Below are 14821 nucleotides of genomic sequence, written 5' to 3'. Positions count from 1 at the left end.
CCATGTACGAGCTCAACCGAATGCGGCTGTTCAGTGTCGGGCCGCGCGGCGCCCGATTCAGCGATGTCACCCTGGATTTGTCCGACGCCGGCGCCGTTGTCGGCCAGGGCAACCTGTTCGCCGACCTGCCGCGGCGGCCCAGCCCGTACAGCCTGTTGATGCTGGAGAATGGGGGCGGGAAGAGCGTGCTGCTGCGGCTGCTGTTTAGTGTGGTGCTGCCTGGCCGGCGCAATGCCGTGGGCGGGTCGGCCGCGACGATGGAGAAGTTCGTCCTCGGCGAGGATCCCGCGCACGTAGCCTTGGAGTGGATGCACGTGCGCACCGGTGAGCGGGTGATCACCGGCAAGACGTTGCAGTGGCGCCGCACCCGCGCCGCCGACGGCAGCCGGCTGGCCGAGGCGTGGTGGGCGCTGCGCCCGCACGACGGGGTGGGCCTGGACACCCTGCCATTCGTCCGCGACGGGCGCCACGTCCGCCTCGACGGGTTCCGCGAATTGCTAGTCGAGTTCGACCGCACCGCCCCGGCCACCCAGTTGACCTGGGCCGGGGACCAGGTGGGGGACTGGGCTGGGCACCTGCGGGCGCTGGGCATCGAACCGGACTTGTTCGCCATTCAGCGGCGGATGAACGCCGACGAGGGCGACGCGGCCAGCGCGTTCAAGTTCAAGTCCAGCAAGGACTTCGTCGAATGGCTGCTGCGCACCGTGCTTGACGCGCAGGATGCGGCCACCACCGCGGAGAACTTCGACAGCTACGCCACCACCGTCGGCGATCGGCAGGCGCTGCTGCTCGAGCAGGAGTTTGTCGCCGGCGCCGTGGCCACCCTCACCCCGGCCGCGCAGGCGTTCGGGGTGTTGGGCGAAGCCACCGCCGCCCGGCGCGGCACCGAACGGTCCGCGATCGGGCTGCTGGCCGCGGTGCAGGCCCGCGCCGACGCGGAGAACGCCGCCGTCGACCAGCTGCGCGCCGAGTACACCGGGGCCGCCGCCGCGGCCAGCGCCCGGGTGGCCGACCGGGACCGGGCTCGCGACGTCACCAACGAGATCCGCCGGCAGACCCTGGCCCTGCAGGTTGCCGACGCCGAAGCTGCGCAGGCGGCGGCTGGCCGGGCGAGGGACACCACCGTCGGTGAGCTGGTGGCGTGGGCGACGGTCGATCTGGTCGAGGAGCGCGATAGCACCGCCGCCCGCGCCGCCGAGTACGCCCACCAGCTGGCCGAGGCCGAACACGCCGCCCGCCCCGCACTCGCCGCCCGCGACGAGGCAGCTGCCCGGCTGCTGGCTAAGCTGCAGGCAGAGGTGGCCGCGGCCCGGGCCGCGCTGGATGCGCACGACAAGCAGGCGCAGGCGCATAAGGACCGCGCTGCCGAGATCGACGGGAAGCGGACCACCGCGCTGCTGACCGCCGAACGGCGGCGCGGTGAGGTCCGTGTCGCGCGGCAGGTCCTAGCCGCCGCTCGGGCCGCCATGGACGAGGCGGTCACCGCCGGGCTTCTGACCGCCGAAACCGCCGTGTCGGAGGCGGCCGCTCGGGCCGTCGACGCCGCGGTTACCGCCGCCGAGCGGCTCCGCGTCGCCAGCGAGGAGCTCGCTACCGCCGAGGGCGCCGCCCGCACCCTGGGCCGGGATGTCACCGAGGCCGCCGAGGCCCTGCGCGGCGCCGAGGCCCAGTACCGGGCCGCCGAGACGATCCTGCAGCAGATGCTCGACCGCATCGGGCTCCTCGCCAGCCAGGAGCAGGTGCTACGGATCCTCGGCTTGGAAACCGCCGATGTCCCAACCCTAGACACCAACGCCGAGGCCGTCATCGACGCGCTGCGCGCCGACATCGACGCCGCCGAGGACGCGGTCGCCGCGGTAAAGGACGACCAGCGGGATGACCAGCGGCTGCTCGACGCGCTCGGCGACGGCGGTCTGCTGCCGCCGCGGGCGGAGGTCGATGCGGCAGTCACGGTGCTCCGTGGCGCCGGCGTGGCTGCCCATGCCGGCTGGCGCTACCTCGCCGAGAGTGTGTCGGCGGCCGACCGGGCCGGACTGGTGGAGGCCCATCCGGAGCTGGCCGACGGGGTGGTGCTCGTCGATGCGGCTGCGCTGCCCGCCGCCCGGGAGGCGCTGACCGCGGCCCGGCTGCTGCCAGCCGCGGCGGTCGCGGTCGGCACCGGTGCCGGCCTCCTGCAGCCGGCCACAGCGGCGACCGGCGCTGGGGAGCAGTTCGTCGTCGAGCCCACGCCGGCACTGTTCGACGTGGACGCGGCGGCCGGCCGGCGGGCGCAGCTGCGCCCGGTGATGGCCGATCGCGGCGTCGAGATCGCCAGCCGGGAGGCCGCGCTGGCCGCGCAGCGGGACGTGCTTGCCGAGCTGACCGCTTGGCGGCGGACGTGCCCGCCCGGTCGGCTCGAGGAGCTCACCGCGGCCGTGGAGGAGGCCGCCACCGAGGTCAGCAAGACCGGGGAGCTGGCTCGCACCGCCGCCGCGGCAGCGGCCGCCGCCGAGCAGCGCCGCGCGGAACTGGCCGGCGCGCTGCCAGAGCTGCGCGACGCCGAACGATCCGCTGCCGATCGGGCCGGCGATCTGGGCCGACTCGCCGTAAAGGTCGCCGACGTCGACGACCAGCAGCGCCGACTGCCCGAGTTAGAGGAGGCCACCGCCACCGCCGAGGCCGACGCCACCCGGCTGGCGGAGGACCGCAACCGGGAATTGGAGCTGGCGGAGGAAGCGGCGCGCGCCGCGGAGAACGACCGCGACCGCGCCGAGCGGCACCGCGCCGAACTTGGCACTGTGACCTCCTCCACCGGAGAGGTGGCCGCCGGCGTGCCCGACGAGCCGCTGGCCGAGCTCCGCAGCACATACGAGGCGGCGCTGGCGGTGTACCGGGCCGTCGAGGTCGGCCAGGACCTGCGTATCGATGCGCAGATCGCCGAGGCCGCCGCCACCCGGGCCCGCGCCGCGGTCTCTGCGCACAAGCCGGAGATCATCGCCCGCGCCGAGCAGCTGCTGGCCAGCCCCGAGGGAGCAGACCCCGCCGGGCGGGCGACCGCCGCTGCCCGCGTAGACAGGGAACGTACCCGCCACGCCACCGCCCACGACGAGGCACTTGCGCTGGCGGCCAAGCTCCGCACCCAGCTGGAGGCCGCCACCCCCGGCGAAGCCGACCGCAACGTGTGGACCATCCTGCCCGACGACCGCCGCCCCTGCGACGTCGCCCACGGCCGAGAGCTACTCATCACGGCCCAAGCCGACCAACGGCGCGCGCAGGAGGAGCTGGACCGGGCCGGCGAGGACGCCGCCGACCTCCAGCGCCACCTCGATACGGCCACTGAAGCGGCCCGCGCGTTCGGTGAGGTCGCCACCCCGCTGGAGACCCTATTGGAAGACGTCGCCGAAGATGACCTCCCCACCTCCCAGGCAACGCCGTTCCCAAGGGCTGTCGAAGAGGCCGCCTCCCGGGCCGCCGACGTCCGCCGCGAGCTGCGGACGACTCGCTGGGCGGAGGCTATCTCACGCACGGAGGTCGGTCGGCGGGTCGATGATGTGCAACGGTTTGCCAACAACACCCGATTCGAGGCGATGACCAACACCGCCCGCCGCTCCCTGCTCACCTTGGACCGCGACCACCTGGCCGCCCGCGCTGCAGAGTTCGCCAACTCCCTGGCCCAGCGGCTAGCATCCCTGACCACTGACCTGGAGTCCGCCGCCCGTCACCGTCGGCTGATCGTGGACCGGCTTGCCGCCTTGGTCGACGGCGCCCTCAGGACCCTCCGGACCGCCACCCGGCTGTCGAAGCTGCCCGAGGGGCTGGGGGACTGGACCGGCAAGGAGTTCCTCCGTATCCGATTCAGCGATCCCGACGCCAGCCTGCTCGCGGCCCGAGTCGGCGAGGTTGTCGACACAATGGCCGCGGCCATCGCCGCGCGGGGCAGCGCACCTAAGCGGGACGGGTTCGCGCTGCTTCTGGCCGCGGTCGAAGCCGCAGTCCCGAAGGGGTTCACCGCTGAGGTCCTCAAACCCGACTCGGTGCTGCGCGACGAGCGGGTGTCGATCGAGCAGATGAACGAGGTGTTCTCCGGTGGGCAGGAGCTTACCGCGGCCATCGTGCTGTACTGTACGATGGCCGCGCTGCGCGCCAACGAGCGCGGGCATCTACGCATCCGGCACTCCGGGGTGCTGTTCCTAGACAACCCGATCGGCAAGGCCAGCGCCGAGTACCTGCTGGACCTCCAGCAGGGCGTCGCGACTGCGCTGGGTGTGCAGCTGATATACACCACCGGCATTTTCGACGACCGCGCCCTGTCGGCGTTCCCGCTATGGGTGCGGATGCGCAACGACGCCGACTTGCGCGCTGGGCTCAAGCACATCCGCGTCGCCGAGGTCGTCCGCCGGCACCTGCCGGACCCGTATAGCCCGGAGGAGGCCACCTCTGTGGCTCGTCCCGACGCCCCGGGCGCACCGGGCACCGTCACCGCCGCCCGAGTCTACCGGCGACCGGTGTGACCAGCGCACTCACGCACCTGACGCCTCGCGCCGGCAGGCTCGCCGCGGCGCTGGAGGAGTGGCCGGCGCGCACTGTGCCGCTGGAGCAGCTATGGATGCTGTTCGCTGCCGCTGACCCGACCGGTGCCACCCAGCCGTCCCGGCGCGCGGACCTTGCCGCCACCCTCGACGCGCTGGCTGCAGCCGGCGTGTTGAGGCCGTCGAAGAGCCGCGACACGACCGCCGCCCCCGCGCTGCCGACCAGAGTCACATTGCCTGCCGCCGCACCGACCGAATCAGCCGCCGCCCTGGCTAAGGCTGTGCCGTGGCGTCCTGAGCTGACTTGGGTACCCGCGGCAAGGATAACTGTTGGCCAAGTGAGCTTGCTGCAGGCAGTTAATAGCTGGTTGCGCGACCGCGGCCGTGACGACGACGTCACCCCGCTGCGTGAGCGATCGCTGGAGCTGTTCGGGCACGAAAAGCAGTTGGACCGGATGCTCTCGACATCGCTGTTCGCTCCCGGCAGACTTACCTTGGACCTGCTGCGGACGTTCCGCGCCCGCCCACCGTTGGCCAATCGACGTGTCGGGGAAGGCCCGGTGCTGCTCGTCGTGGAGAATTCCGACACCTTCGACACCCTAGCCCGTGTTCTAACCGCGGATCCTGGCCTCGTCGGATACGTCGCGTGGGGTGCCGGAGCCGCCTTTGAATCCTCCGTGCTCTCCATCGCGGACTTGCCGGGCGTCGGTGCGGTCACCTACTTCGGTGACCTAGACGCTGACGGTCTGCGATTTCCCGCATCTGCCTCGGCACTTGCAGTCACTCAAGGGCTGCCGCCGGTCCGACCAGCTGATGGTCTGTACAGGCTGTTACTGGCGGCCGGAGTGCCGCAGCATGGGCAGCCTTCCGTCGGCCTGGAGCGGGCCGCTGCACTTAGCACTTGGCTCCCACTGGCACTGCAGAAGCCAGCAATAGCACTTCTGTCGGGTGGGGCTCGATTGCCGCAGGAGGCGGTGCGCGCCAAGCTCCTCTTCCAAGATGCGGTATGGCGCCGCGGCTTACTGCCCTGACGGGGACAATCCCTGAGCGCACAGGGTGTGTAGACGTTCGACTGTGCGGACGCAGATGGCCCGGTCGCTGAAACTTCCAGAAACCGGGCCCGCTGGCCTCCCGCCTCAAGGTCGGCGATGCGCCAGTCGTCGACGGTACTGGCCGTCGCGGTTGGTCAGCGCTGTTCGTCATCGTGTCAGGAGTTTCTCCTCTGATTGGGCGCAGGTGCAGCCTCCAGGCCAAGCCATTCCCGGACTTCCTGCTCAGTGTCAGAAGATTTGCTGATCAGACCGTTAAGTTCGCCCATCGCGAGAATCCGATCGAGCAGAATGTGGCGGAGGTCATTCGCGTTGGTCGCTGGCAGAATCCGTCCGGCTTGGTTCGCCGCCTGCAGTACATATGTTGCGTGCGGGCGTACCACCAACTGACCGCGCTTCTCGGCATCAGAACGTGCCTGGCGAGCTAGGGTGTCGATCTCCGACGCGGAGAGGTTGCTCGCGGAGGCATGGCGCAGCTCGAGGGATTGCAACACGTTCGCGACCGCCACAATCACCTGGTCGACCCTCTCGGGGCCAATGAGGGGCAGCGCTTTGTCATAAGTTCGGAGTTCTCGTGTTATCTCTGGTACGACTCCGGTACCCGTGTCCTCCGTCGTCCATCCGTCGGGTATCGGAGTGTTCGGAGGATGAATATACCCGGGGGTTGGCCCAGACAACTTAGCCTCCGGAACCACAGACTCAAGGAAGCGTTTGAATCCTCCGAAGTTTGCCCACACACGGGTGATCTCCGTGCCGAATACGAGCGTTAGTTGCTGGGATAGGACAGCCAGTGCAAGAGGCTTTCTTAGTCTGCGAACCGCAGCCGCAGTCTCACTGATGAGCGCTGCTTCTATCTCCGCGGCTTGATCGCGGTTCGGAACTCTGCCAGTCCCGTCATGCCATGGAGATCCGGAGGAGGCGTCCTCACGCGGAGTGGGTATGACTACTGCGTCGGGCCCACTCGCGACGAAGGCGACCGCTGCTTCGGACGGCTGAGGATCGACTTCGCGCACTGAGCGTTGCGCCTCGACGTCTAGGCCGGTCCGGAGATCCTGGGCGATGTTATCTACGGCAGCCAACAGTTCCGCCATACGAAGTGACATTCCTAGAATCCACTCCGGCACAGTGGAACCCGGCTTGTAAGTGTCCTCGTGAGTCAATTCGCCCCAACCATCTTGGAGCAATGTTCGCGCTTGAACCTCGACCCGAACGCGCCGGTTTCCCTTCATATGCGGGACGGGCACGACAAGATTTACGTGGTAGGCGCGGTATCCCGACGGCTTCGGACTGGTGAAGTAGTCGCGATGCGAATCATGCTCCACTGCCAGTGAATGAGCTGTTGTGGGACTTTCGATCGGCAGTTCGCCGATGATCTCTTGGAAAGTGTTTATATCCGAGAGGTTGTTGCATATGAGTCGAAGGCCCACCAAATCGTCAATCGCTCCGGGCACGTCGTCCAGTGCATCGATTTGGCTTAGATACTTCTCGCGATTTAGCTTGGCGAAAGATCGTTGCGCTGACTTGACTCGACTTGTGGAGATACGAAAGCGTCCGCGGTCTACTGAGTCGATGCGATGGTCAAGCAGCTCCTCGACAAGCCGCAGTGCTGTGGCCAGCGCTGGCTTAAGAAACGCCTTATGTGCGCTCTCGTGCCAGTCCAGGTACTCCTCGTATCGCAGTTCAAACACGTAGCCCCCGATCCGCCGTTGGCGCGCTCTTGGTCGGCGGCCCTGCTATCCAAAAGATAGCGTATCCCGAACAATCGGCAGTGCCTTCTGTAGAGGAACAGGCCCGGCCTCTTCGTGCCATCCCGAGTGATTCAAGTCAGCTCCGATTGGTGGTCGCGATTCTAACTACTTGTATCCCGCCAGGCCGGAGTCGTCTTACTGCTCATGGTTATCGGCGTCGGAACGTGGTGGTGGAGTTCCGCTTCAACGTCTAGCCGCAACCGGCTTGAGCTTTGGCTCGCGTGCGCTGAACTGCGGACGCGTTGGGGCACACCGGCCCCTGTGATCGGTGTGCCCCAACGCTTTATGCTCACGGGTGCAGGCTGTCCTCTTCCGACAGAATCGAACCGGAGAAGTCGGGCGGAGCGCCCCTGCGTCGATAAGAGTGGGAGGCGAAGGGGGGCGACCGTGATTGAGATCCTCAACCGCCTCGTCGACGAGATCGAGCAGCGCCTCGGTGAAGACCTAAACGTCGACGAACTCGCAGCAGCGATGGGAACAACGGGCTATCATGCGCGTCGCATGTTCTCGTCACTGGCCGGCATGCCGGTGTCCGACTACGTGCGGCGGCGGCGCATGACGGTCGCTGCGGCTGACGTGATCGGGGATGAGGATCTGCTCACGATCGCCGTGCGTTACGGATACGGCTCGACCGAGGCCTTCGGGCGAGCTTTCCGTGCCGTGCACGGCGCAAGTCACGGCGACGTCCGCCGTGATGGCGGCCCCCTTCGGAGTCAACCGCTACTCAGGTTCCGCCTGACCGTCGAAGGGAGCAACCCTATGGATGCCCGCATCATCGAGCGACCCACCCTCCATCTGATCGGCCACGCTGTCCGCGTGCCGCTGATCTACGAGGGTGTCAACCCGCACATTCAGCGCCATATCGCTTCTCTGCCCGTCTCCGAACACGAGCGCCTCAAGCAACTCAGCGGCACCGAGCCCGCGGGGCTGCTACAGGTCAGCGCTGGCGTCGACCCCGACTACGCCGAGGGCAGTGAATTGACCTACCTGCACGGCGTGGCGGTTGACGTCGACGCCGAGGTTCCCGACGACCTCGACGTGATCGAGGTCGACGCCGGGGCGTGGGTGGTATTTCGCACCTCCGGTTCGCATCCGACTGCCCTGCAAGAGGCGTACGCGGCGTCCGTGACAGAGTGGTTCCCCTCCAACCCGTGGAGGCTGCGCCCTGGTCCGTCGATCGTCTCAGTGCTCGACCGTGCCCCGGACTTCAGTACGGCGACGTGCGAACTCTGGTTCCCTATCGAGCGCGCCTGAGGGAGAGACGAGCCGGGCTCCGGAGTCTCTGGAGCCCGGCCCGCCACCGTTTCACACGGTGTTCCGCTACGGAACGTGGGTGGAGTTCCGCTTCAACGTCTAGTCCCGCCCCTTGCGGCCAGACCAGATGAATCCCGCGACACAAGAACCCCAGCTGGCCAACGGGCCGGTTGGGGTTCTTTGCCGTCCCGGGCCCGCGTCGGAAAGGCCCATCGCCAACAGGCTTCAGATGCCGTTAGGTGACCTCGCGAACGCTCTATACGGTGGCAGGGGTGAGCAGTGAGTCGAAACGCGGGACGCAGAGCCAGCCGACGCCTCCGTCGGGCGCGATGAGGGCGCCCGTGTGGCAGTTCGATAGGAAGGCACAGTCTGTGATTGGCGGGAACGGGGAGGGCGCGGCAGCGCTCTGCTCGGTGGCCTGCCGCGGAGCGTTGGGACTTATGACGCCGCCCAGGGCCGGTGCCAACCGGTGTAGTCGGAGGTCAGTTCATCTGCAGCTGCCGGACCCCAAGACCCGGGCGTGTAGCTGTGCACCGGTGGCGGCGCATCCAGGAGTGGCTGCATGATCCGCCACGTCTCCTCGATCGCGTCCTGGCGGGTGAACCGCGTATGCTTCCCGACCATCGCCGCCTGGAGCAACACCTCGTACGGAGTCGGCCCCTCGCCCCCTTCATCGGCGAACTCCATGTCGAGACCGATGGCGCCGGGGCCGACCGTGTCCGCACGTAGAGCCTCGACCGTGAGCCTGACGCCGGTCGACGGATCAAGCTTGATGACGATCTGGTTGGGCTCTGGCCGGCGATCGGATCCGAAGTTGAAGCCGAGCCGGGGCGGGTGCTTGAACACCAACCGAAGCTCGGTCTGAGTGACCGGAAGCTTCTTGCCGGTCCGAATGAAGAACGGCACCCCCGACCAGCGCCAATTGTCGATGTCGAGCCGCAACGCGGCGTACGTCTCCGTCGTCGAATCCGCGGCCACGCCGTTGATGCTCCGGTAACCCTCGTACTGGCCGCGGACGTAGTGGATAGGATCGGCCTCGGAGACCGAGCGGAACAAAGCGACCTGCGAGTCCTTGATCGTTTGCGGATCGCCCCCAGACGGTGGCTCCATTGCGGCCGCGGACACGACCTGCATGAGGTGATTGACCACCACGTCGCGCAGCGCACCGACGGGATCGTAGAAGTGGCCACGGTCCTCGACGCCGAAGTCCTCGGCCATCGTGATCTGCACGCATTCGACATAGTTCCGGTTCCAGATCGGCTCAAGCATCGTGTTGGCGAACCGCAGGTAAAGGATCTCCTCCAGGCCCATCTTCCCCAGGTAGTGGTCGATCCGGTACAACTGCGACTCGTCGAGGAACTGGTGCAACTCCTCTGCCAGGGCGCGAGCCGAGGCTCGGTCGCTCCCGAACGGCTTCTCCACCACCACCCGCCCCGTCGCGGTCAGGCCGGCCCGGGCCAGGCCCTTGACGACTGTGCCGAACAGGAAGGGTGGGACTTCGAGGTAGAACACAGGGCTGTCGGCGCCCTTGATCGCCTCGGCGATCCGCCCATAGGTCGCTGCGTCGCCGAAATCGCCCTGCACATAGGACAGCCGGGCCGCGAAACGGCCGAAGACGGCGGCGTCGATCACCTCCCCAGTGCCCTCGATCGACACCCGGGCCCGTTCCACCAACTGGTCAACCGTCCAATCATCGACGGCCACCCCGACGATCGGACACTGCAACAAACCCCGCCGCTCCAGCCGATACAACGATCTGAACGTCATTACCCTGGCCAGGTCGCCGGTGATCCCGAACACCACGAACACATCGGCGGAACCCTGGCCAGCGCTAGCCGGCTGGCCACGCCCAGCCGCGGTTCGGCCATCCATCGTTGCTGTCATGGCATCTCCTCGACGTGATCGACCCTCTACCGGCAAATGAATCTGCTCGTGGCCTCCGTGCCGGAGCTGACGCAGACCGGCTTCTATCAGAGCCAACCACCGCCTCCCGATCCCCGTCATCACCTACTTCGGGTGATGACGCCGTCCGCCCCGGGGGACAGGATCAATGTCTAGAGGCAGCATCGGTAGGTCCGAGAACCCGCTCCAGGAGGCTCCGGCATGACAGACGGCCAGCACTATGACGTTGTCATCATCGGGACGGGAGCCGGGGGCGGGACGCTCGGCCACCGGCTTGCTACGAACGGGGCGAAGGTGCTCTGGCTGGAGCGAGGTCCGTTCCTGCCGCGCGAGCGCGACAACTGGCAGACCGAGGCGGTGTTCGTCCGCGGAAAGTACCTTGCGAAAGAGCTGTGGTACGACCGGCACGGCCGCGAGTTCCAGCCCGAGGTCAACTACTACGTCGGCGGGAACACCAAGTTCTACGGCGCGGCACTGTTCCGCCTCCGTCCGGAGGACTTTGGCGAGCTACGCCATCATGGCGGAATTTCACCGGCCTGGCCGATCTCCTACGACGACCTGGAGCCCTACTACACCCAAGCCGAACATCTCTACCTGGTGCACGGTCAGCACGGCGAGGACCCGAGCGAAGGCCATGCCAGCGCGCAGTACGCCCACCCTCCGGTATCCCACGAACCCCGCATCCAGCAGTTGAACGACGACCTGGAGAAGCTCGGGCTGCACCCCTTCCACCTCCCGATCGGCGTCAACCTCCAGGAGGTCGAACCTGGACGGGCGGCACGGGCAAGTGCGTGCATCCGCTGCGACCGGGTCGATGGCTTCCCATGCCTGCTGAACGCAAAATCGGACTCGCAAGTCATCTGCGTGGATCCGGTGCTCTCCCGGGACAACGTCACGCTGGTCACCGGCGCCCAAGTGCAGCGCCTGGAAACCGACGCCTCAGGACACAGCGTCACCGGGGTCGTCACCACCTTGGACGACGGCACCGAGACCAGATTCACCGGCGACATCGTGGTCGTCGCCTGCGGCGCGGTGAACTCCGCCGCCCTGCTGCTCAGATCTCGCCAAGACCGCCACCCCGACGGGCTGGCCAACAGCTCCGGAGTGGTCGGCCGGCACTACATGCGGCACAACAACATCGCGCTGATGACCGTTTCCCGGGAGCCCAACCCCACGCTGTTCCAGAAGACGCTGGCGATGAACGACTGGTATCTGGGATCCGACGACTGGGACTATCCGCTCGGCGGTATCCAGATGCTCGGCAAGTCCGACGACGAGGAGATCCGCGCGCAGTCGCCGCGATGGGCCGGCAAGATCTCTCCGGACCTGCCCTTCGAGGTGCTGGCGCACCACGCCGTCGACTTCTGGCTCTGCGGCGAAGACCTACCGCAGCCCGACAATCGCGTCACGCTTGACGCGAACGACGCCATCCACCTCAGCATCGATGAGAAGAACAACGTCGAAGGAGTAAAGCGGCTGCGCCACAAACTCGACGGCATGCTCGGCAAGCTGGGCATGCACGAGCATCGTCTGCTGGACCGGAGCCTCTACATGTACAAGAGCATGCCGATCGGCGCCACCGCGCACCAAGCAGGCACCGTCCGTTTCGGCCGAGACCGCGCAACCAGCGCTCTCGACGTGAACTGCAAAGCCCACGACCTGGACAACCTCTACGTCGTCGACACCAGCTTCTTCCCCAGCATCGGCGCCGTGAACCCGTCCCTGACCGCAATCGCCAACGCCCTGCGGGTCGGCGACCACCTCACCGAACGCCTTGGCTAATCCCCGGGTCGCCATGGCAGCTGTCAATCTCGCGGGAAGGGGTGCGGCATGACGCTGTTCGCGGACGTCCTCATCCCCGTGATGGAGGTGAACCCGGTTCCGTGGGCTCGAGCACAGATGGCGTTCACGCTGGCCTTCCACATCATCTTGGTGCCACTCGGCGTGTCCTGGTCGGTGATGGCGCTGATCGCCAACTATCGAGGCATCAGGCGGGCCGACGCTGACGCCATCCGGCTCGCGCAGCGCTGGTCGAAGTACATGGCGGTCACCTTCGCGGTCGGCGCCGTCACCGGAACGGTTCTCTCCTTCGAGTTCGGCCTGCTGTGGCCTCAGTTCATGGGTCACTGGGGCGAGGCGTTCGGCGTGCCTTTCGCGTTCGAGGGTCTCTTCTTCTTTCTCGAGGCCGTTTTCATCTCGATCTACATCTTCGGCTGGCGGCGACTCAAGCCCTGGACCCACTTCTGGACCGGTGTCCCGATCGCCGTCGCCGGCATCTTCGGCAGCGTTTCGGTGGTGGCCGCCAACGCGTGGATGAACTCCCCCGAAGGGGTCACCCTGGACACCGCCGGGAACGTCGTGGCGGTGGACCCGCTCGGGGTGATCTTCAACGGGGCGATGCCGCTGATGGCGGCGCACATGGTGATTGCGGCCTACCTGGTCGGCGGCTTCCTGGTGGCCATGGTCTACGCGACGGCGATGCTGCGCGGGCGGCGGGACCGCTACCACAGGCTCGGCTTTCTCATCGCCTTCACTGTGGCTGCCATCGCCGTCCCGGTGCAGATGGGGGTCGGTGACGGTCTGGCTCGCTGGGTCTATAGCAACCAGCCGGTCAAGTTCGCCGCCATCGAGATGGTGCCGACGACCAGCAGTGACGTGCCCGAGACGCTGCTCGGCCATCTCAACTCAGAAGGACAAGTGGTGGGCGGTGTCCCCATCCCCGGGCTCGCCTCGTGGTTGTCGGACCCCAGCACTGGCCGGGCGACCGTCGTGCAGGGGCTCGACACTGTACCCGCCGATGAGCGGCCGACGAACCGCCAGGTGAACGTCGTCCATCTCGCTTGGGACATCATGGTCGGCGTCGGCACTGCCCTGTTCCTGCTGACGCTGTGGTACTGGGCATCGTGGATCTTCCGACGAGACATGCCTCGCAGCAAGTGGTTCCTGCGCTGTGCCGTCGCCGCCGGACCCCTCGCCGTCCTGGCGATGGAGGCGGGCTGGATCGTGAGCGAGGTCGGACGTCAGCCGTGGATCGTCTACAACAAGATGCGGGTGGAGGACGCCGCGACCACCAACACCGGAGTCTGGATCACCTTCATCGCGGTCACGATCCTCTATATCGGGCTGGGCGTCACCACAATCCTCGTCCTGCGCGGGATGAATCGTCGCTACCGTGAGGCACGACGATTCGAGGAGACAGACTCCCCGTACGGACCGCGCGAGCCGGCGAAAGAGACCTAGGGGTCACCCATGGATACCGCCGCAGCCCTGCTCTTGTTCGCTGCCATCACCATCTACGCGATCTTCGGCGGCGCTGACTTCGGTGCCGGCTTCTGGGACCTGACCGCTGGTGGCGCGCGGCGTGGGGAACGGCCGCGCGAGGTAATCGACCACTCGATCGGGCCCGTGTGGGAAGCGAACCACGTGTGGCTGATCTTCATCTTCGTCGTGCTCTGGACGTGTTTCTCCGAGGCCTACGCGTCGATCACCTTGACCATGTTCGTGCCCCTCACCGTGGCGGCCCTCGGCATCGTCCTGCGCGGTGCCAGCTTCGCCTTCGGGAAGGCGGTGTTTCGGCAGCGAGCCCGCCGCAGCTTCGGCGCCATCTTCGCCGTCTCCTCGGTGCTGGTGCCCTACAGCTTCGGCGCCATCGCGGGAGGCATCGCATCCGGCCAGGTTCCGGCCGGCGGTCGGGCGGGCGATCCGCTGCACAGCTGGGTCAACCCGACGTCGGTCGTCATGGGTCTGCTCGCCGTATCCGTGACGGCCTACGTCGCCGCGGTGCTGCTCACCTGGGATGCCCGTCGCCTCTCCGACGAGGCGATGGTCGGCTACTTCCGCGTCCGCGCCGTGGCGGCTGGGGCCGTGGCTGGAGCCGTCGCGCTCGTCGGTCTCTTCGTCGTACGCAGCGAAGCCAGCTACGTCTTCGGAGGACTCACCTCACGCGCCCTGCCGCTGGTGATCATCTCGGCGGTCGCCGGGCTCGGCGCGCTTTTCCTGCTCCGAGGCCGACCCCACCGCGGAGGGCGGCTGGCTGCGATCGCCGCGGCCGGCGCCCTCGTGCTGGCCTGGGGCGTCGCACAGTGGGACTACCTGCTGCCCGAAACGCTCACGGTCTCGGCGGCCGCTGCGCCGTCGGGCACGATCACGGCCGTGCTGGTCGCGGCCGGTCTCGCCGTGCTGTTGATCGTGCCGGCCTTCATCTTGTTGTACGTGCTCGACCAGCGCGGACTGCTTCCCGAAGAAGGCGTCGACGACGAGCCCGACCGGGGCTCCGGGGCCGACCGTGCCTGACTTCACTGACGAGGTGGCAAGCAAGCGAGCCGTTGACCGGGGTATCGACTGGAGGGTGGGCGAGGGC

8 protein-coding genes are annotated in these 14821 nt (G+C 67.4%); 6 read left to right on the top strand and 2 right to left on the bottom strand.

Going from position 1 to position 14821, the window contains the following annotated elements; translation table 11 throughout:
* The first annotated feature begins 2 nt into the window (after positions 1 to 2).
* The gene (locus ABD912_RS03785) at positions 3 to 4490 is read left to right on the top strand and encodes a hypothetical protein (RefSeq protein ID WP_345148587.1); all 4488 of its coding nucleotides are present in this window, start codon (positions 3 to 5) and stop codon (positions 4488 to 4490) included.
* Positions 4487 to 5539, top strand: a complete 1053-nt coding sequence (locus tag ABD912_RS03780; RefSeq protein ID WP_345148585.1) for a Wadjet anti-phage system protein JetD domain-containing protein — start codon at positions 4487 to 4489, stop codon at positions 5537 to 5539. Before ABD912_RS03785 ends, ABD912_RS03780 begins: the two co-directional genes overlap by 4 nt.
* A 176-nt stretch (positions 5540 to 5715) precedes the next feature.
* Here the strand turns inward: ABD912_RS03780 and ABD912_RS03775 are convergent, their stop codons facing one another.
* A complete protein-coding gene (locus ABD912_RS03775; RefSeq protein WP_345148583.1) occupies positions 5716 to 7245 on the bottom strand; it encodes a GTP pyrophosphokinase in 1530 nt (509 codons plus the stop codon).
* A 447-nt stretch (positions 7246 to 7692) separates the two neighbouring features.
* Here ABD912_RS03775 and ABD912_RS03770 point away from each other — a divergent pair, with 447 nt between their 5' ends.
* The gene (locus ABD912_RS03770) at positions 7693 to 8559 is read left to right on the top strand and encodes an AraC family transcriptional regulator (RefSeq protein ID WP_345148581.1); all 867 of its coding nucleotides are present in this window, start codon (positions 7693 to 7695) and stop codon (positions 8557 to 8559) included.
* A gap of 438 nt (positions 8560 to 8997) precedes the next feature.
* Here the strand turns inward: ABD912_RS03770 and zwf are convergent, their stop codons facing one another.
* Positions 8998 to 10443: a glucose-6-phosphate dehydrogenase gene (gene zwf / locus ABD912_RS03765; RefSeq protein WP_345148579.1), complete on the bottom strand. Its 1446-nt coding sequence runs from the start codon at positions 10441 to 10443 to the stop codon at positions 8998 to 9000.
* A gap of 219 nt (positions 10444 to 10662) precedes the next feature.
* Between zwf and ABD912_RS03760 the strand changes: the two genes are divergently transcribed.
* Genes ABD912_RS03760 through ABD912_RS03750 form a run of 3 tightly spaced genes read left to right on the top strand, consistent with a single transcriptional unit; the run spans position 10663 to position 14754 of the window.
* Positions 10663 to 12243, top strand: a complete 1581-nt coding sequence (locus ABD912_RS03760; RefSeq protein ID WP_345148578.1) for a GMC family oxidoreductase — start codon at positions 10663 to 10665, stop codon at positions 12241 to 12243.
* A 48-nt stretch (positions 12244 to 12291) separates the two neighbouring features.
* Positions 12292 to 13701, top strand: a complete 1410-nt coding sequence (locus tag ABD912_RS03755; protein WP_345148577.1) for a cytochrome ubiquinol oxidase subunit I — start codon at positions 12292 to 12294, stop codon at positions 13699 to 13701.
* Between the two features lie 9 nt (positions 13702 to 13710).
* Positions 13711 to 14754 carry a cytochrome d ubiquinol oxidase subunit II gene (locus ABD912_RS03750; RefSeq protein WP_345148575.1) on the top strand — a complete coding sequence of 348 codons (1044 nt, stop codon included), beginning with the start codon at positions 13711 to 13713 and terminating at the stop codon, positions 14752 to 14754.
* Positions 14755 to 14821: the final 67 nt, after the last annotated feature.

This window comes from Arthrobacter ginkgonis (assembly GCF_039540195.1).
Classification (GTDB): Bacteria; Actinomycetota; Actinomycetes; order Actinomycetales; family Micrococcaceae; genus Zafaria; species Zafaria ginkgonis.
Note: the sequence above shows the minus strand (reverse complement) of the source record. Positions and strands in the feature narration are given on the sequence as shown.

Excerpts from the sequence above, each read along its gene's own strand:
- ABD912_RS03785 (WP_345148587.1), top strand. The coding sequence starts at position 3 with ATGTACGAGCTCAACCGAATGCGGCTGTTCAGTGTCGGGCCGCGCGGC.
- zwf (WP_345148579.1), bottom strand. The coding sequence starts at position 10,443 with ATGACAGCAACGATGGATGGCCGAACCGCGGCTGGGCGTGGCCAGCCG.
- ABD912_RS03760 (WP_345148578.1), top strand. The coding sequence starts at position 10,663 with ATGACAGACGGCCAGCACTATGACGTTGTCATCATCGGGACGGGAGCC.
- ABD912_RS03755 (WP_345148577.1), top strand. The coding sequence starts at position 12,292 with ATGACGCTGTTCGCGGACGTCCTCATCCCCGTGATGGAGGTGAACCCG.
- ABD912_RS03750 (WP_345148575.1), top strand. The coding sequence starts at position 13,711 with ATGGATACCGCCGCAGCCCTGCTCTTGTTCGCTGCCATCACCATCTAC.